The sequence below is a fragment of the Exiguobacterium sp. SH0S2 genome, from assembly GCF_004337185.1.
GTDB lineage: Bacteria > Bacillota > Bacilli > Exiguobacteriales > Exiguobacteriaceae > Exiguobacterium > Exiguobacterium aurantiacum_A.
Genome location: NZ_SJVB01000002.1, coordinates 678,150 through 694,479 on the forward strand (window position 1 = coordinate 678,150; position 16,330 = coordinate 694,479).

18 protein-coding genes and 1 riboswitch are annotated in these 16,330 nt (G+C 52.9%); of the genes, 3 read left to right on the forward strand and 15 right to left on the reverse strand.

Features of this window, described 5'->3' with window-relative positions; translation table 11 throughout:
* The first annotated feature begins 16 nt into the window (after positions 1-16).
* On the forward strand, positions 17-328 hold the full coding sequence (locus EVJ21_RS08130) for a GtrA family protein (RefSeq protein WP_330857366.1): 312 nt from the start codon (positions 17-19) through the stop codon (positions 326-328).
* A complete protein-coding gene (locus tag EVJ21_RS08135) occupies positions 325-2,856 on the forward strand; it encodes a YfhO family protein (RefSeq protein WP_131490302.1) in 2,532 nt (843 codons plus the stop codon). The genes EVJ21_RS08130 and EVJ21_RS08135 overlap by 4 nt, the downstream gene beginning before the upstream one ends.
* 55 nt (positions 2,857-2,911) lie before the next feature.
* Here the strand turns inward: EVJ21_RS08135 and rbsB are convergent, their stop codons facing one another.
* The 7 genes from rbsB to EVJ21_RS08170 form a co-directional block, all read right to left on the reverse strand.
* On the reverse strand, positions 2,912-3,823 hold the full coding sequence (gene rbsB / locus EVJ21_RS08140) for a ribose ABC transporter substrate-binding protein RbsB (protein ID WP_131490303.1): 912 nt from the start codon (positions 3,821-3,823) through the stop codon (positions 2,912-2,914).
* 22 nt (positions 3,824-3,845) lie between these two features.
* Positions 3,846-4,811: an ABC transporter permease subunit gene (locus tag EVJ21_RS08145; protein ID WP_070329454.1), complete on the reverse strand. Its 966-nt coding sequence runs from the start codon at positions 4,809-4,811 to the stop codon at positions 3,846-3,848.
* 1 nt (position 4,812) lies between these two features.
* A complete protein-coding gene (locus EVJ21_RS08150; RefSeq protein ID WP_070329455.1) occupies positions 4,813-6,291 on the reverse strand; it encodes a sugar ABC transporter ATP-binding protein in 1,479 nt (492 codons plus the stop codon).
* A gap of 11 nt (positions 6,292-6,302) precedes the next feature.
* Positions 6,303-6,692, reverse strand: a complete 390-nt coding sequence (gene rbsD, locus EVJ21_RS08155; RefSeq protein WP_070329456.1) for a D-ribose pyranase — start codon at positions 6,690-6,692, stop codon at positions 6,303-6,305.
* Entirely contained in the window at positions 6,692-7,576 is an 885-nt protein-coding gene (rbsK, locus tag EVJ21_RS08160; protein ID WP_070329457.1) for a ribokinase, read from the reverse strand. Before rbsK ends, rbsD begins: the two co-directional genes overlap by 1 nt.
* The gene (locus tag EVJ21_RS08165) at positions 7,573-8,556 is read right to left on the reverse strand and encodes a LacI family DNA-binding transcriptional regulator (protein WP_131464789.1); all 984 of its coding nucleotides are present in this window, start codon (positions 8,554-8,556) and stop codon (positions 7,573-7,575) included. Before EVJ21_RS08165 ends, rbsK begins: the two co-directional genes overlap by 4 nt.
* 163 nt (positions 8,557-8,719) lie before the next feature.
* The gene (locus tag EVJ21_RS08170; RefSeq protein ID WP_131464791.1) at positions 8,720-9,283 is read right to left on the reverse strand and encodes a GNAT family N-acetyltransferase; all 564 of its coding nucleotides are present in this window, start codon (positions 9,281-9,283) and stop codon (positions 8,720-8,722) included.
* 68 nt (positions 9,284-9,351) lie between these two features.
* Here EVJ21_RS08170 and EVJ21_RS08175 point away from each other — a divergent pair, with 68 nt between their 5' ends.
* Positions 9,352-9,798, forward strand: coding sequence for a DUF4385 domain-containing protein (locus tag EVJ21_RS08175; RefSeq protein ID WP_131464793.1), 447 nt, complete (start codon positions 9,352-9,354; stop codon positions 9,796-9,798).
* Here EVJ21_RS08175 and EVJ21_RS08180 read toward each other — a convergent pair whose 3' ends face one another.
* The 8 genes from EVJ21_RS08180 to tenA all read right to left on the reverse strand — a co-directional run bounded on the left by EVJ21_RS08180 (position 9,799) and on the right by tenA (position 16,083).
* Entirely contained in the window at positions 9,799-10,239 is a 441-nt protein-coding gene (locus EVJ21_RS08180; protein ID WP_236633485.1) for a GNAT family N-acetyltransferase, read from the reverse strand.
* Between the two features lie 97 nt (positions 10,240-10,336).
* Entirely contained in the window at positions 10,337-10,786 is a 450-nt protein-coding gene (locus tag EVJ21_RS08185) for an OsmC family protein (protein WP_016509231.1), read from the reverse strand.
* Positions 10,787-10,829: 43 nt separating this feature from the next.
* A complete protein-coding gene (locus tag EVJ21_RS08190) occupies positions 10,830-12,395 on the reverse strand; it encodes a GGDEF domain-containing protein (RefSeq protein ID WP_131490304.1) in 1,566 nt (521 codons plus the stop codon).
* Positions 12,396-12,524: 129 nt separating this feature from the next.
* Complete coding sequence (locus EVJ21_RS08195; RefSeq protein ID WP_070329462.1) at positions 12,525-13,160, reverse strand: SDR family oxidoreductase; 636 nt, start codon at positions 13,158-13,160, stop codon at positions 12,525-12,527.
* 23 nt (positions 13,161-13,183) lie between these two features.
* The gene (thiE, locus tag EVJ21_RS08200; RefSeq protein ID WP_370259179.1) at positions 13,184-13,855 is read right to left on the reverse strand and encodes a thiamine phosphate synthase; all 672 of its coding nucleotides are present in this window, start codon (positions 13,853-13,855) and stop codon (positions 13,184-13,186) included.
* Entirely contained in the window at positions 13,794-14,624 is an 831-nt protein-coding gene (gene thiD / locus EVJ21_RS08205; protein WP_131490305.1) for a bifunctional hydroxymethylpyrimidine kinase/phosphomethylpyrimidine kinase, read from the reverse strand. Before thiD ends, thiE begins: the two co-directional genes overlap by 62 nt.
* Positions 14,621-15,412 carry a hydroxyethylthiazole kinase gene (gene thiM / locus EVJ21_RS08210; protein WP_131490306.1) on the reverse strand — a complete coding sequence of 264 codons (792 nt, stop codon included), beginning with the start codon at positions 15,410-15,412 and terminating at the stop codon, positions 14,621-14,623. The genes thiD and thiM overlap by 4 nt, the downstream gene beginning before the upstream one ends.
* Positions 15,409-16,083: a thiaminase II gene (gene tenA / locus EVJ21_RS08215; protein WP_131490307.1), complete on the reverse strand. Its 675-nt coding sequence runs from the start codon at positions 16,081-16,083 to the stop codon at positions 15,409-15,411. Before tenA ends, thiM begins: the two co-directional genes overlap by 4 nt.
* An 81-nt stretch (positions 16,084-16,164) precedes the next feature.
* A riboswitch (TPP riboswitch) is annotated at positions 16,165-16,269 on the reverse strand.
* Between the last annotated feature and the right edge of the window lie 61 nt (positions 16,270-16,330).

A 16,330-nucleotide genomic window follows, 5' to 3' on the forward strand; every position in this document is an offset into this window, starting at 1 on the left:
CTACTATTTGATTTATATGTTGTTTCATCATCTATGGAACACCGGCTATGGGGTCTCTCATGTGGTGGCATTCACGCTCAGCATGATCGCCTCTTTCTTTTTGAACAGTTATTTCACGTTCAAAGTCAAACCGACGCTACGGAAATTTTTGCAGTTTCCGTTGACGCAAGTCGTCAACTTCACAGTCACGACGGTGTGTATTTATTTGCTCGTCGAACAACTGAACGTCTCGACGACGTTGGCCCCGTTGTTCGCCATCTTTATCGCTGTGCCGGCGACGTTCATCGTCACGAGTAAAATTTTGAAACGTGAGCAATCGACAATATGAGACAGTTCAAACTCATCAGTGTTGCGTTGCTCGTGTCGACCATCGCCCACGCTTTTTTCATCTACTATCAATCACAGGGTGGCTTCATCGCCGGACCGAATGACGGCTTATCGCAAATGGTCCCGTTCAAGCATTTCCTTTACGAAACGTTCCATAAAGGGAATCTCGTCTATGCCGAGGACTTCGGCTTCGGCGGCGGTATCCTCACACAACTCGCTTACTACTTTTCAACGTCAGTCGTATTTTGGCTCTCGGTCGCCGTCGTTTCCTTATTTGATGTGCTCGGACTCGTCACACCTGACTTGGACATGTGGTTGCGTCTCGCCTTGATTGTGAGCGTCATCCGGCTCGCTGTCGTCATCGTGTTCGCGACGTATGCGTATCAGTTGTTTAACGTCCGCACACTCCACGCTTTCGTCGGTGCCGTCATTTATGGTGTGTCGGTCATGTACATCCGTCACGTGACGTTTTGGGAGTTTTTTGCGGACGGCTTTTTGTGGGTCCCGCTCCTTGTCATCGGTCTCGAACGCATCATCCGAAACGGTCGCGCCGACTTCTTTATCATCGTTAGTGCCATCATGCTGATCAATAACTTTTACTTTGCCTACATCAATTTAGTCTTCGTTCTCGTCTATGTCTTGTTCCGACAATTCATTCACCTACCCGAAGATCAGGTCAGTCGTAAACAGCAATGGTTGCTCTATAGCGGATCTGGCGTCATTGCCCTACTTCTGAGTTCGTTTGCGTTCATTCCGGCGACTTATGGCTTTTTGCAAAATGAGCGACCATCGCTTGAGCATGAGATTCGTTGGATTCAGCTCGACAATTTGTTATACGATAGCAGTCTGCTGATCCTACCGGCCGTCTTCCTACTGTTCGCTCTTTATCGTCCGCTCTACCGTCACGTCACGTTCCGATTATTTGTGAGCATGAGTCTACTGTTGACCCTACTCCATTTCAGTCCGCATGTCGGTAGCTTCTTCAACGGCTTCTCGGCACCGCAATATCGCTGGGAGTATTTGGCGAGCTTCACGATCGGCGGCATGGTTGCTGTCGGCTTGACGCATTGGCGCTTCGAAAAAACATCATTTTTCAAGGCAGCCGTCGTAACCGTTTTGGCTTATCTCGGTTTTGGGCTATTCGGTAACGCGCCATGGCCAATCGTGTTCGGTATGTTTGCCCTCATGATTTTAACCGTCTTATCGTTTTGGCTTAAACCATTGTTGGCTCCGTACCTCATCATCGCGTCTTGTCTCATCGTGTTCAACGGTTACACGAAGTTGGTGCTTCACGATATGGCGATCGTCAACACGAACGCGACGTTCGTTACGAGCGAGCAGTACAACAGCGCTGAACAACGGGAACTCATCGATGTCGTCCGTGAAGAGGCCGGTCCACTCGAGCGTATGGATTGGATGGTGCCACTTCGCAACAACACACCAATCGTCCAGTCATTCCTTGGGACGAGTCTATACTCGAGTATTTTGAACGGACACTTGCTCACATTCTATTGGAGCGACCTTGAAATTGATATGAGACGGGAAAGTGTCAGCCGTTACGGGACACTCGGCAACCGTTCGAACTTACATCATGTGCTGTCGACTCCTTATTGGATGCGTGATAAAACAATCGCGAGCGAAGCGCCGTACGGCTTCCAACTGCTTGCCGAAACAGAACGTTACGCCGTTTATGAAAGCGAGACCCGCTTGCCGTTCGTCCGGACGACATCAAACACGTACAGTCGTGAAGCGCTTAAAGATGTCTCAATATTGACGCGTGAGCAAGCGATGCTGTCCGGTGTCATCTTAGAACAGGGAACCGCAGCACCGTCCCCAGCGCAAACGATTACGTTTGTGAGTGCGTCTGTCAATGCGGTATGGGAAGATGAGACACTCCAAGTCACCGCTGAAGAAGGAGGAGTCGACTTTATTCCGGACGTCCCAGACTCGGCGACGGGTGATTTGTACGTCTCGTTCAAGATTCGCAAGCTTGAAGGTGACGGTTTCTTCATCCGGCTTGGGAATTACCGGACGACTCGAAAACCAGAAGCGTCGATTTATCGGACCAATCTCACTTCGATGACGCTCCGGACACCTCTCAAGAAAAACGTACCGCTCCGTCTACCGGAAGGAACGTATGTACTTGAAGACGTGACGATCGAGTGGGAAGATTATGCGACACTCGAAGACGCCCTTGAAGAATCGGCTTCTATCCCGGATATTCCGGTCGTTTGGGACGGACCTGACATCGACTTCACGGTTGAAGACGCAATCGAAGGGACATATGCCGTCCTCCCTGTTCCGTATGAACGAGGGTGGAAGGCGACTGTGAACGGAGAGCGACGCGACGTCTTGCAAGCAAACTATGCTTGGAGCGCCGTTTCACTCGACGAAGGTCGCAACGAGGTCGCGTTGACGTATCGTCCGCCGTTCTTCACACTCACGACCGGGCTTACACTCTTCGGAGTTATCTTATTCGGATTTTACCTTGTATTAGCTCGACGCATACAAATGCGAATAGCATCTTAACAATAAACATTGAAAAAGAGTCAGCGTGTTTTTCGATCAACACGCTGACTCTTTTTCATTTAACCAACTCGAGGTCGACCGGAATGTTTTCTTCCACGGTCTCACCTTTCAAGTAGTTGACGGCTGCTTCGACACCGAGTTTTCCGATCTCTGTCGGTTTTTGCGCCACCGTTGCGGCCATCGTTCCGTCTTCAACAGCCTTGACCGCGTCATCCGTCGCATCGAAACCGATGACTTTGACATCGCTCAATCCGGCACTGCTCAACGCTTGGACCGCACCGAGTGCCATTTCGTCATTGTGCGCGAACACCGCGACGATATCTTTATTGTCTTGGAGAATGTTTTCCATGACCGTTAAGCCTTGGGCCCGGTCAAAGTTTGCCGATTGTTTGGCCACGACGTCGAGTTTTCCATCGATTGCCTCGTTGAAGCCTTGACCGCGATCGCGTGTGGCCGATGCTCCTGGAATACCTTCTAATTCAACGACTTTCCCGCCTTCCCCGACGAGTTCAACCATGTACTCACCAGCGAGCTTCCCGCCAGCTGCGTTGTCTGACGCGACGTGGGCGACGACTTCTCCCGATTCTGCGTTCCGGTCGACCGTGATGACAGGGATACCAGCATCGTTCGCGCTTTGAACAGCGGCTCCGACCGCTTCGGAATCCGTCGGGTTAATCAAAATCAAATCCATGCCTTTTTGAATCATATCTTCGACGTCGCTCACTTGTTTCGCCGCATCGTTTTGTGCGTCAGCCACAGTGAGTGTCGCATCGAGTTGCTTCGCCTCTTCTTCAGCTCCATCTTTCAAAGCAACGAAGAACGGGTTGTTCAATGTAGAGATGGAGAGTCCGATCTTAAAGTCCCCATCTTTTGGTTCTTGTTCCGAACTTGTTCCCGGTTGTTCCGTCGAACAAGCCGCCATCATGACCATTGTCAGTACGAGTAGCCAAGCTGTCCATTTTTTCATCTTCTGTTTCCCCTTTCGATGATTACGCGTTTTGTTTGCGATCAAGTAGCACCGCGAATAAGATGACGGCCCCTTTGACGACGAGTTGGAAGAACGACGAGACGCCGAGAAGATTCAAGCCGTTATTCAACGTGCCGATAATTAGAGCGCCAATCAATGTTCCGACAATCCAACCACGTCCCCCGGCTAAACTTGTTCCCCCGAGAACAACAGCCGCAATCGCATCAAGCTCGTATGAAGTACCTGCCGTCGGCTGAGCCGAATTGAGACGTGACGTTAAAATGATTCCTGCTAACGCTGCCAACATGCCTGACAACGAGTAAATCATCACTTTGACTTTATTAACGCCAATCCCCATCAGTTTAGAGGCTTCCTCATTACCGCCAATCGCATACGTATGGCGTCCGAACGTCGTTTTTTTCAAGATGAAGTAGAGTATGCCGAACGCAATCAACATCGTGACCGCCGGCACCGGAATAATCCATAAGTAGCCACGCCCTAACATTTCAAACCAAGTTGAGTCCCCTAAACCGGTGATCGGCCGGCCATCCGTGTATACGAGCGTCAGCCCTCGGTAGATGGTCATTGTCGCCAGCGTCGCAATGAACGGCGCGACTTTTCCGTATGTGATGACGGCTCCGTTAAACGCACCGAGCACGGCACCTGCAATCAATCCGAGCGCGATCGCCATGACAGCGTGTTGACCATCGACCATCATCCCGGCGACGAATGCCGAAGAGAGCGCGAGAATCGACCCGACTGATAAATCAATTCCGCCTGTCAAAATGACGAACGTCATCCCGAACGCAATCAAGGCGTTGATGGAAACTTGCCGCAAGACGTTAAAGATGTTGTTCAACGAGAGAAATCCTGGTTCGAGAGCCGTCACCACAACGATGATAGCAAGTAATCCGAACAGTGGACCGAGTTTTTGCCCCCATCCGAGCTTTTGCGGTCGCCCTAGCGCAGCCGTTGCTTTCAATTCCATATCATTGTCCTCCTGTCGCATATGTCATGACTTTTTCTTGCGTCGCCTCGTCTTTTGCTAACGTCCCTGTGACGACGCCTTCTCGCATGACGACGATTCGATCACTCATCCCGAGCACCTCGGGTAAATCCGAAGATACCATGATGATTGCGACACCTGCCTCTGCCAACTCACTCATAATCGTGTAAATTTCTTTTTTCGCCCCGACATCGACTCCTCGTGTCGGTTCGTCGAGGATGAGCACATCTGGTTCGACGCCAAGCCACTTTCCTAGAACGACTTTTTGTTGGTTCCCGCCAGAAAGCGACTTCACTTTTTGTTCCATCGAATGATGTTTGACACGGAGCTTCTTCAAATATCCGTCCGCGAAGCGCTCCTCGTCTTGTCTCGAGATGATTGTTCCCTTCGCCCGTTTATCGAGCGTTGGTAGCGACAAGTTTTCTCGTAACGAGAAGTCGAGGAGCAACCCTTCGCCTTTTCGGTCTTCTGTCAAAAACGCGATACCGTGACGAATCGCATCAGCCGGCCGTCTGATCTTTATTTCTTTTCCATTCAGTTTGACGACACCGCCTCTTGTGCGGTCGGCGCCGAACAAGGCGCGCATCACCTCGGTCCGACCGGCTCCCATCAATCCTGAGAAACCGACGATTTCACCCGCCCGTACATCGAACGAGACGTTGTGGAACCGGTTACCTATCAAACTATCAACTTCGAGGACGACGTCGCCAATCGTGGCGGTCCGGTCCGGGTAACGTTCCCCGATCTCGCGTCCGACCATCTCTTTGACGATTTCTTCAAATGACGTCTCGGCGATAGGATGCGTCCCGATCGACACCCCATCACGGAGAACGGTGATGCGGTCACACAGTTCAAAAATTTCTTCCATCCGATGGGAGATATAAATGATGGACACGCCTTGGTCACGTAATGCACGCGATACCGAGAACAACGCCCGAATCTCACGGTCGGTCAAGGCGGCCGTCGGTTCGTCCATGACGATGACTTTCGCGTCTGTCATGAGCGCTTTCGCGATCTCAATCATCTGTTGTTGACCGACGGACAAGTTTTTAGCAAGCTCATCGACTTCCATGAATACGTTCAGCTCGGCCAAATATTCTCGGGCGCGACGCTTCATCTCTTGTTGCTTGATGACACCGAACGGACCGGTCAACTCCCGACCGAGGAACAAGTTTTCCATCACCGTCAATTCTGGCAAAATATTCAACTCTTGATGGATGAAGGCGATGCCGGCTCGTTCGGCTTCTTTCGGATGTTTGAACTGCCGCACGGCACCATCGATTTGGACCTCCCCTTCGTCTTGCGCGTGAAGTCCGGTCATCACTTTCATAAGCGTTGATTTGCCGGCCCCGTTCTCACCCATCAACGCGTGAATTTCACCAGGCAACAATTCAAAGTCCACACCTCTCAATACACTCACCGGACCGAAAGACTTATGGATGCGTTTCAACTGGATGTGCATCGAACCCCTCCTTAAAATAAAACGCCGGCGTGTAAAATGACGTTCGCATACGGTGTCGCTTCACCTGTACGAATGACGACTTTCGCCTGCTCGACTTCACGCTTGAACGCTTCATGCGAGCATGTCTTGACCGTTTCGAATCGTTCGGTCAACGCTTTGGCAATCGGCTCGTTCTCGGTGAACACTTCGTCCGCCACCGTAATCTGTTCGATGACCATGTCAGCCTCAACCGCATTCAACACATCAAGAAATGACGGTTCGCCTAGACGTAGTGCTAAATCGACTCGCTTTACTCCTTTAGGGATCGGCAGTCCGCAATCGGCGATGACGACTGTATCCGTATGTCCCAGGTCAGCAAAGACTTTTGCCAAATGACTATTGAGAATCCCATGTTTTTTCATCACACTCGCTCCAATCGTCTCATCACGTCGGCTCGGTTCGGCATCCCGCCTTGAGCCCCGAATCCTTCCACGCTCATGCCCGAAGCTACGACGGCAAAACGCGCGGCTTCTTCTAAATTGTTTCCTTCCACGAGGGAAACGGCGAGAGCGCCATTGAATGTATCTCCCGCCCCGGTCGTATCGACGACATTCGCCAGGATGGCTGGGATATGTTGAATCGTCTTCCCGTCGAAGAAACGAACACCTCTTACTCCTTCTGTCACAATCAATTTGTTTGGGTAACGGCGCAATACGTCTTCAATCGGCAAGTCGCCGAATAGATCGCGGCATTCGTGCTCGTTCGGCGTCACGTAGGTCACCTTTTCAAGTAACTCACTCGTGAGCGCTTGAGACGGCGCCGGATTTAACAGGACTGGAATGTTTCGCTGATGACAGTACGTACTCACTTGTTCGACGGTTTCAATCGGAATTTCTAGTTGCAACAAGACGAGCGTCTGGTCATCAAGCAGTTGCTCCAACTCCACGTCGGTGAAGCGTACATGCTTGTTCGCGGATTGAACGACGACGATTGAGTTATCGCCGTCTGCTAATACGATATGCGCCGTCCCTGTCACTTCTTCGCCAATCGTTCGCAGATGACGCGTCCCGACCTGGTTCTGTTTAAAATTTTGACGGATTATATTCCCAAATTCATCGGATCCGACGCAACCGACCATCTCGACCTGACCACCTAGTCGAGCGGCAGCCACTGCTTGGTTGGCGCCTTTTCCCCCGGGTACCGTCTGAAATGTATTCCCGATGACCGTCTCTCCAGCCTGCGGACGTTTATTTGTCGTGACAACCAAATCCATAGATACACTCCCGATGACAACAATTCGGTTCATGCGTCATGCCCCTTTCGTTTCGTCGTCTGTCGCTCTGTCAGTGTGACAGGCAATAAAATTTCTTTTGCAGCGGTCTCTTTCTTTTCAATCAAATCAAGAAGCCGCTCGGTCGCTAGTCGCCCCATCTCATAGATCGGTTGAGCAATCGTCGTGAGTGGCGGAGACGTCATCTCACCTAACTCGATGCCATCATACCCGATGACTTGTAAGTCTTCAGGCACCCGGACGTTGCGACGCACCGCTTCCTGCAATACTGCGGCGGCGATGACGTCATTGGCGGCAAACACACCATCGAACGGCCAATACTCGTCAAATAATGTTTGTGCCGCCGTGAGCGCCTCTTTGAATGCAAAACTAGAATGTGTCATCCCGACGAGCCGGTCACCCGCCACGTCGAGAAAACCATCTGTCCGTCGTCTCACCGTTAGGAGGTGCTTAGGCCCAGCGATGTGAGCAAGCTTTGTTGCCCCACAGCTCAACAGCGTCTCCGCTGCGAGGCGTCCACCTTCATACCCGTTCGAGATGACGGCATCAATCCCCGGCTTGACGATACGATCTAACGCCACCATCGGTAGTTCTAACTTTTCATAGTTCGGGTTATCCGAATGGTTCGTCGTAATAATCAGTCCATCGACATGCATCGTCTGAAGAGCGACCAAATACGTCTGCTCTTTTGAAAGTTGCTCATCCGTGTTGCAAAGTACGACCTGATAGCCGTGCTGGTTGGCCACGTCTTCAATCGCTCGGGCTAATTGTGGAAAGAACGGATTTGTAATATCCGGCATAATCAAGCCGATCAAGCCCGATGTCTTTTTAAATAATGAACGCGCGACTCGGTTCGGGGCATAGTCAAGTTCGGCGATGGCCCGCTCGACGGCTTCCCGCGCTTCTGCACTTACGTATCCGTTATTGTTCATGACACGGGACACGGTCGCGACAGAAACGTTCGCTCGTTTGGCCACTTGTTTGATTGTCGCCATCTCGAACCTCCTTTTTGGTAACGCTTACAAAACAAGCATAATGTGTAACCGGTTACATATCAACTATTTTTTAAAATTAATCTGTATCAGCTAAGAATTATGAGAACAGGAGCGCCCTCCCATCAAGGAAGACGCTCCTGTTCTCCTGGTCATTTTACGTTTTTCAGATTCCTCCATTAAGAGATGAACGGTTGTCATAATCATCACGCGTGATGACATAGACCAAACTTCGAACGGTCCGCCCGTCCAACCGGGTCAGCTCTTGCGTCGTCGTGAACGCATACGTGAAACCGCACTTCTCGACGACACGACGCGACCGGTCATTGAAATCGAAATAACCGCACCAAATTCGTTCGAGGCCTAGGTCGACAAATCCGTGACGAAGCAGCTCACGCACCGCTTCCGGGACGTAGCCTCTCCCCCAATGATCCGGACTGAGCACGTAGCCGATTTCGCGCTGGTTGTCGTGTTGGATATCCGGGTCTGGTCGCCGGTCGTGCAAACCGATGCTGCCGATCAGTTCGCCGGTCGCTTTCAACGTGATCGCCCAGACGTCTTGATCTTGCTGGAACATACGGATGACGTCCCGCGTCTCGTCGACGGACTCGTGCGGGGCCCAGCCCGCCATCGGTCCGACCCGCTTATTCTTCGCATAGCGATGCATCGCTTCGGCGTCATCGAGCTGAAACGCTCTGAGCCGTAGCCGTTCTGTGTCTAATTGAATCATGTCAGCTGCTCCTTCGCTCGTTTCCCTCGCCTCCGTTCCGGGAACAACGGAACAGAGGAGGGATGACGATGCCGTTTGATTACGACTTAGATTTTGAAACGATTGATTTTCGCGAGCAGCCCGAGCTGTATCGCGTCGGACGAGGTGAACAAGGCGTCCTGCTCGTCGAACCGTATAAGAGTGAGATTTTACCGCACTGGCGCTTTAAGACACCTGCCATCGCCAAACAGTCCGCCGATGAGATCATGGAGCTGTTTGAAGCGTATCGGGCAAACGACGATTTCGTCGGCATGGACATGGCGCGGAAGTTCATCCAGATGGGTCATACCCGGGCCCGTCGTTACGCCAACTATAAAGGTGGCCGCAAGTATAAAGACGACGGGGACATCCATGACCGCCAAATCGATGAAGAGAAAGCCGAGTCGGCCCGCATCTTCAAAGAGCGCTGGGACCAGATCCGAGCGGACAAGGATTATTTGAAGCGAAAGAAAGCCCATCAAAAACAATTTGGCTAATCAACGGACCATGACGATGAAGTTCGTCTGCCCTTTGACGAACGCGGCGACTTGACGGAACCCGACCTGTTCATACAAATGGATGGCCCGCTCGTTGAATGCGGCCACGGTCAAGCGCAGCGGTTTCTCCTCGCGCTCTGCTGCGCCAAGCACCGTCTCGACGAACGAACGACCTTGTCCTTTACCGGTGCGGTCCGGGCGCATGCCCAATCCGATATCGAGATGGATGGCATCGTACGCGTATGTCGGGTTCGGAACTTGCGCGTACGGTCCGAGGCAATAAAAACCGAACAACCCTTCATCGTCGTGAATCGCATGATAAGTCATTAACTCGTCTAACCCTTCAGCCGAAGGGTCCTGATTATAAAAATCATAGGGTGCTTCATACGTCCACGCTTGGATTGCGCGGGCGTTTTCTCGTGTCATCGGTCGAATGTGCATAACCTCCCCCCTTTCTCGCATCTGTTCTTGTTCGTGCCACAGTTGGTGTTTCCCTGTCTCTGACCAAAGAAAAAGGATGGGTTGCCCCATCCTCTCATTATTTTCGTGTCCATGTCGCCGTGATGTCGACGTCGGCCGCATGCATCAAGTTATGGATCGGGCACCGGGCCTCGACGCCTTTTTGTAGCGCCTCGATCCGTTCATCCGACTCGGTCGTGTCGAGCACGATGTTGACGTGCACGTTCTCGAAATAAGTCCGGACCCCTTCGACGCCTTGGAAGCCGCGCGGGTCGAGCGTCCCTTCCGTCGCGAACGTCACACCGTCATAGTTGAAGTCCTGGTCTTGCGCGACATAGGCGATCATGATCGTCGTACACGATGATAGCGCCCCGAGTAAGTATTCGAGCGGATTCGGTCCGGCATCGGTCCCACCGAGACGTTCCGGCTCATCGACGATAAACGGCTCTAGGTCGCGCACGTGCACCGTCGTCTTCACACTCGTCGCTTCGCCCTCGGCCCGCATCGTCACTAATGGTTTTTCTGACATCCCATCTCCTCCTTTTGAAATCACATCTCTACTACAGTTCCCGTTATGTCGGACCGTGTAACGCGTCGTCGTAAATCGCATAGTCATTCTTGCCTTGCTGCTTGATTTGATACATCGCTTGGTCCGCCTTATGAATCAACGTGTCCAAATCCATGCCTTGGTCTGGCGCGACGCTGACGCCGATGCTTGCTCGAATCGGGATCACCCCGTGACCTAGTTTGAACGGCCGTTCTGTCAACATCGTCCGCAGTCGCTCCACGAACGTGACGATGCCCGCTTCTTCCACGTCCGTCAAATAGATGTAGAACTCGTCACCGCCGACGCGCGACGCGAGCCCGGTGTCCGGCGTCGCTTCTTCGAGCAGGACGCCGAGGTGGATCAAGAAGTCATCGCCGACTTGATGGCCGTACGTGTCGTTGACTCCTTTAAACCCGTCAAGGTCAAGGATGACGAGGGCAAGGTTGTCCGCTTGAAGCAACGCTTGATCAGCTTGTTCATAAAAAGCCCGGCGATTGGCGAGTTTCGTGAGCGGGTCATGATAGGCGAAGAAACGAATCGACTGCTCCGCTTCCTTGAACGTGTGGACATCGCGAATCAAAATCATGCCGTGAATTTTTTGATTGATAAAGACGAAGTCGCCATCGATGACGACATATCGTTCTTGCCCGGTCTTCGTCTGAATCTTCGTCTCGAACTCTAAAAATTTCTTTTGAGTCATGAAGTGCTGTGTATAGTGATCGCACCACTCCTCACGCTTCTTCTCCGGCAATAGGTCGACGAATCGTTCATTGACGACACGGACCGTATGGAACAACATACGTGCGGCCGGGTTCGCGCTCTCGATTCGACCGGTATCGTCAACGAGCAGGATGGCCGATGGGTTCAAGTTGTACAACGTTCCGTAGCGCTTGGCGTAAGAGGCGAGAAAGTCGAGTCGGTTCATCGCCAAAACGAGCGCCACCGTCCAGACCAATCCGCCGTACATATACGCATAAGGCGGGATGACTCCACGAAATTGGAAGTAACCGAACACGATGTCCCAAATCAAGACAAGCACCGCCGTCAAGATGAGCAGACGCAGCACCCGTTGATGTTCATGCCGTTCTGCTCGTTTGAGCGCATACGCCAGCAACAAAATAATCAAAAAGTGAAAGACGTTCCCGATCGTCATCGTCGTCAAATAAGAGACGTTGAATTCAGGATAAATCCATAGCCCGACTTGGTCGAAGCGTTGACTGTTGATGATGTTCTCTTGTCGAATGAACGTCAAAGCAACCGGGATCAACGGCAAGTAGATTGCATACGGGTATACCCATTTCGGCATCTTCGCACCGACACCCGTCACTTTGACGATGAAATGGACCGAAAAGATAAAGATCAAAATACCGGCATTGCCGAACCAATAGGTGACGAACGCCGGGCTCGCTTCGATCGGTGACAAGTGACGGCCGAACTCCGCCAAAAACAGCATTGCGTAACCGAATACGAACAGGCTGAGCAGACGATGCTCGACTTGTCGCGGGTTACGTAACAAGACGTCGAGCGCGAGATGGCTCAACAAGAAGGCCGGCAGTAAATAGGCGGCCATATAAATAAATAACGCGGTCATGAACAGACCCCTTTCTTGAACAGATACGTCTTTACTTTCTCTATCGGCCGCATCAATTCCTTTTTCGAACGGGCTGACATATCACCGCAAAAAAAAGCGAGCGGATTCGAATCCGCTCGCTCGCATGGTTTATATCGTCTCTTCGATTGCAGTGTCACCTTTGACCAAGTCGATGGCTTTGTTTGCCGCTTCTTGTCGACCGATGACATGGGCCAAGAACGCTGCGACATCCGCCCGCGGGATCTCGCCCGTCGACACGTTGTCGACGTTCACTTTGCCTGTACCGGCATCGTCTGTGAGCGCGCCTGGACGGACGATCGTATAGTCGAGTCCACTCTGTTCGAGCAAACGGTCCGCATGATGTTTTGCCACGTAGTACGGTTTCATCGAATCGGGCCATGCCGAGCGATCTTCCGCTTTCAAGGCACTGAGCATCACGAAGTGCTTGATGTTGCCGTTCGCTTGGGCCGCCTCGACACTTTTCGCTGCACCGTCTAGGTCGATGAGTAACGTTTTGTCGGCTCCCGTGCTGCCGCCCGAACCGGCCGCGAACACGACTGCGTCCATGCCGCTCATCGCTTGCTTCAACGTCTCAACGTCACCTTCTAAGTCTCCGAGAACCGCCTGATAGCCGTTCGCTTTGAACTCGTCTAGCTGCTCTTGTTTCCGCACCATCGCGGTGACTTCGTGCTTACCATCCTGCTTCAATCGTTCTACGAGTTGCTTTCCAATCTGTCCATTCGCTCCAATTACAAATACGTTCATCTGTCTTCCTCCTCAAATAAAATTCAGAGACAAGCGAAACGCCGTGTGGCCATGGCCACGTCCGGTGCAGAAGCAATGGCCGAGATGACAGCTACGCCGTCAGCCCCGTCACGTCGAATCGCTTCGACGTGTTCAGGCATGATTCCACCAATCCCCACGATTGGCAAATGCTGAAACCGGGCTCGCACTTGCCGAATGAGCATCGTTCCATTCACTTCGGCCGCGTCTTGTTTCGACACAGTCGGATGAATCGGTCCAATTCCGACATAATCGGCGTATCTCGAAGCCGTTGCGGCTTGCTCGATCGAGTGGACCGAGACACCGAGCCACTTCTTTGAACCGATTCGCCGACGAACGACTTCGGCTGCTGCGTCCTCTTGTCCGACATGAACTCCGTCCGCATCGAGTTTGATTGCCAGCTCGACGTCATCGTTGACGATGAACGGGACACGGTACTGTCGACAAAGTGTATGCAACGCTCGTGCCATCGCTTCTTTTTTATCCCCATACAGTGGCTCTTTACCTTTTTCGCGAAATTGAAAACATGTCACACCACATTGAAGCGCCGTTTCGACCGTCTGAACGAGATCAAACGTATCCGCTGTGCCGCAGATGAAGTAGAGCTTTAACCGCTCAACGATAGGCGATGGACTCAATGGAAACCACCTCCTTCGGGTGCTTGTTATACGCCCAATGATTTGTCGGTCCATGCCCGCTGCCGATTTGTAATCCGTGGGAGATGGCACTATGGATGAACTGTTTCGCCTTCTGCGCGGCTTCCGTAACGGTATGCCCGTTCGCGAGCTCCGCTGTTAGCGCAGCCGAAAACGTGCAGCCGGTCCCGTGCGTATCTTTCGTCAGCAACCGTGGTGTCACCATTCGAAACGTATCGGTCTTCGTCATGACTAGGTCTTCGGCGAGAGGACCGTCCAAATGACCGCCTTTCAACATGACGACGTTTGCCCCGTAAGACAACAAGCGCTCAGCTGCTTTCATACGATCAGTGAACGTACAAATCGTCAAGCCGGTCAACACTTCAGCTTCAGGGATATTTGGCGTGACGACCGTCGCCATCGGTAACAGCCTCGTCCGTAGCGCGGTGACGGCGTCCCGTTTAAGCAAGGTCGCACCGCCTTTAGCGATCATGACCGGATCGACGACGACATTTTGAAATCGATGCTGCTCGATTGCGTCCGCCACGACGTCAATCAACTCACGATTGAACAGCATCCCGGTCTTGCACGCCGAGATGATAAAGTCTGATCCGACTGCATCGAGCTGGCGTGCGACGAGGTCGGCGGAGACGGCTTCGACACCGTGCACGCCACGCGTGTTTTGAGCCGTCACCGCGGTCACGACACTCGTGCCAAATACGCCTAATTCTTGAAACGTTTTCAAATCGGCTTGGATTCCGGCTCCCCCGCCAGAGTCCGAACCGGCGATGGTCAAGACTTGAGGCCTCATCGCGCGAACACCTCGATTCGGTCGCTCGGCAGGTCAGTTGACGTCATGGTAGCGAGTGCGTTGAGAAAGTGGATTGGGAAATCCCCCGGACCCGTCGCTGCTTCACTCGCCAACTCGCCGCATCGTGCATATCCGGTGAGCGCGGTCGAGGTTGCCGTCATCACGTCCGGTTCAACAGCAAGGAACGCACCGACGACCGCACTGAGTAGACAGCCGGTGCCTGTCGTCTCTGTCATGAGCAGATGCCCGCCCAAAATTTCTAGCGTGACCGTCCCGTCACTCACGAAATCTGTCGCCCCGGTAATCGCGACAACACAGCTATATCGGTTCGCTGCTCGTTCGGCGAGTTGTTGCGGATGATGTGTGCCGCTTCCGGCGTCGACCCCTTTCGTCGTCCAACCGGCATCGACAAGCGTGGCGACTTCCCCGGCGTTCCCACGGATGACCGTGACGCGGACGTCTCGCAAAATCCGTTCGACGACGTCGCGGCGGAACGGTGTCGCCCCGACACCGACCGGGTCTAGGACGACAGGGCGGCCCGACTGATTCGCGGCTTGTCCGGCGCGGATCATCGTCGCCTCGGTCATTGCGTCAAGCGTCCCGATGTTCAAGACGAGGGCATCGCTCACGGTCGCCATGTCTGCCACTTCTTCGATCGCATCAGCCATGACCGGGGACGCCCCGATGGCGAGCAACCCGTTGGCCGAGAAGTTGGCGACGACGGTGTTCGTAATGTTATGGACGAGCGGTCGCTTCAACCGGACGGCTTCCCATAGATCCGGCCTCATTGTCCCACCTCAAGCGGCAGTTCCCACGATTCGAGTGTCCAGGCCATCTCCCAAAACGCGAGCTCATAGTAGCAACTTTTCAAAAACAGTTGCTGATAGCGAATCCGTTCTGACTCCGTCGCTTGTCCCGCCAATTCGTCAAGTCGCTCGATCTGCTCTTCGACGAGTTCACGGAACCATTCCGAACCGTACGTCGCAATCCAAACAGAATAGATCGGATGGTCTGGCTCTGCGTCCTTCAAGCGCTCCCCGATCTCGTAATACACCCAGTAGCATGGAAGAATCGCCGCGAGCACGTCTCCGAGCGTCGGGCCGGCTTGTTGCATATGGAGCGTGTATGCATAAGCCGTCGGAGCTGGTTCGAACGTCGCCCACTCCATGTCACTCACCTCGAGCATCGTAAAAAATTCCCGATGCAACTCGTGCTCCGCCTCGATCGTGTGGAGGGCGTGCGTCAAAAATCGGCTCGCCAGCTCCATCGTCGGGGCAAGTGTAGCGCCCTTCGCCTGTACTTTCGAAAATTGATTCAAGTAGTACGAGTCTTGCATCACGTAATGCCGAAACTTCGCCTCGTCGAGCGTCCCGTCTCCGAGCGCGCGGACGAACGGATGGTGGAAACTCGCCTCAAACAAGGCGTTGGCCTCTTGGCGGATGTGTGCGGTAAATGTCATCGTATTCTCCTCCTTTGTATGAAAAAAGACGCCGCCTCCCATAACGGAAGCGGCGTCGGCCATACACAAAGAGTGTGAGAAAGGACGTTTCGCCCACTTCCCTCCGCTAGCGTGAACTAGATCAGGTTCAAAGGGTCTGGACCTTGTCCATCTCAGCCGCGTCAAGCGACTCCCCTAGTGGCAAACATTATGAAATTCGGTCATCTTCGACCACATCATATCAATCTTTTTGAAAAATGCAAACCCT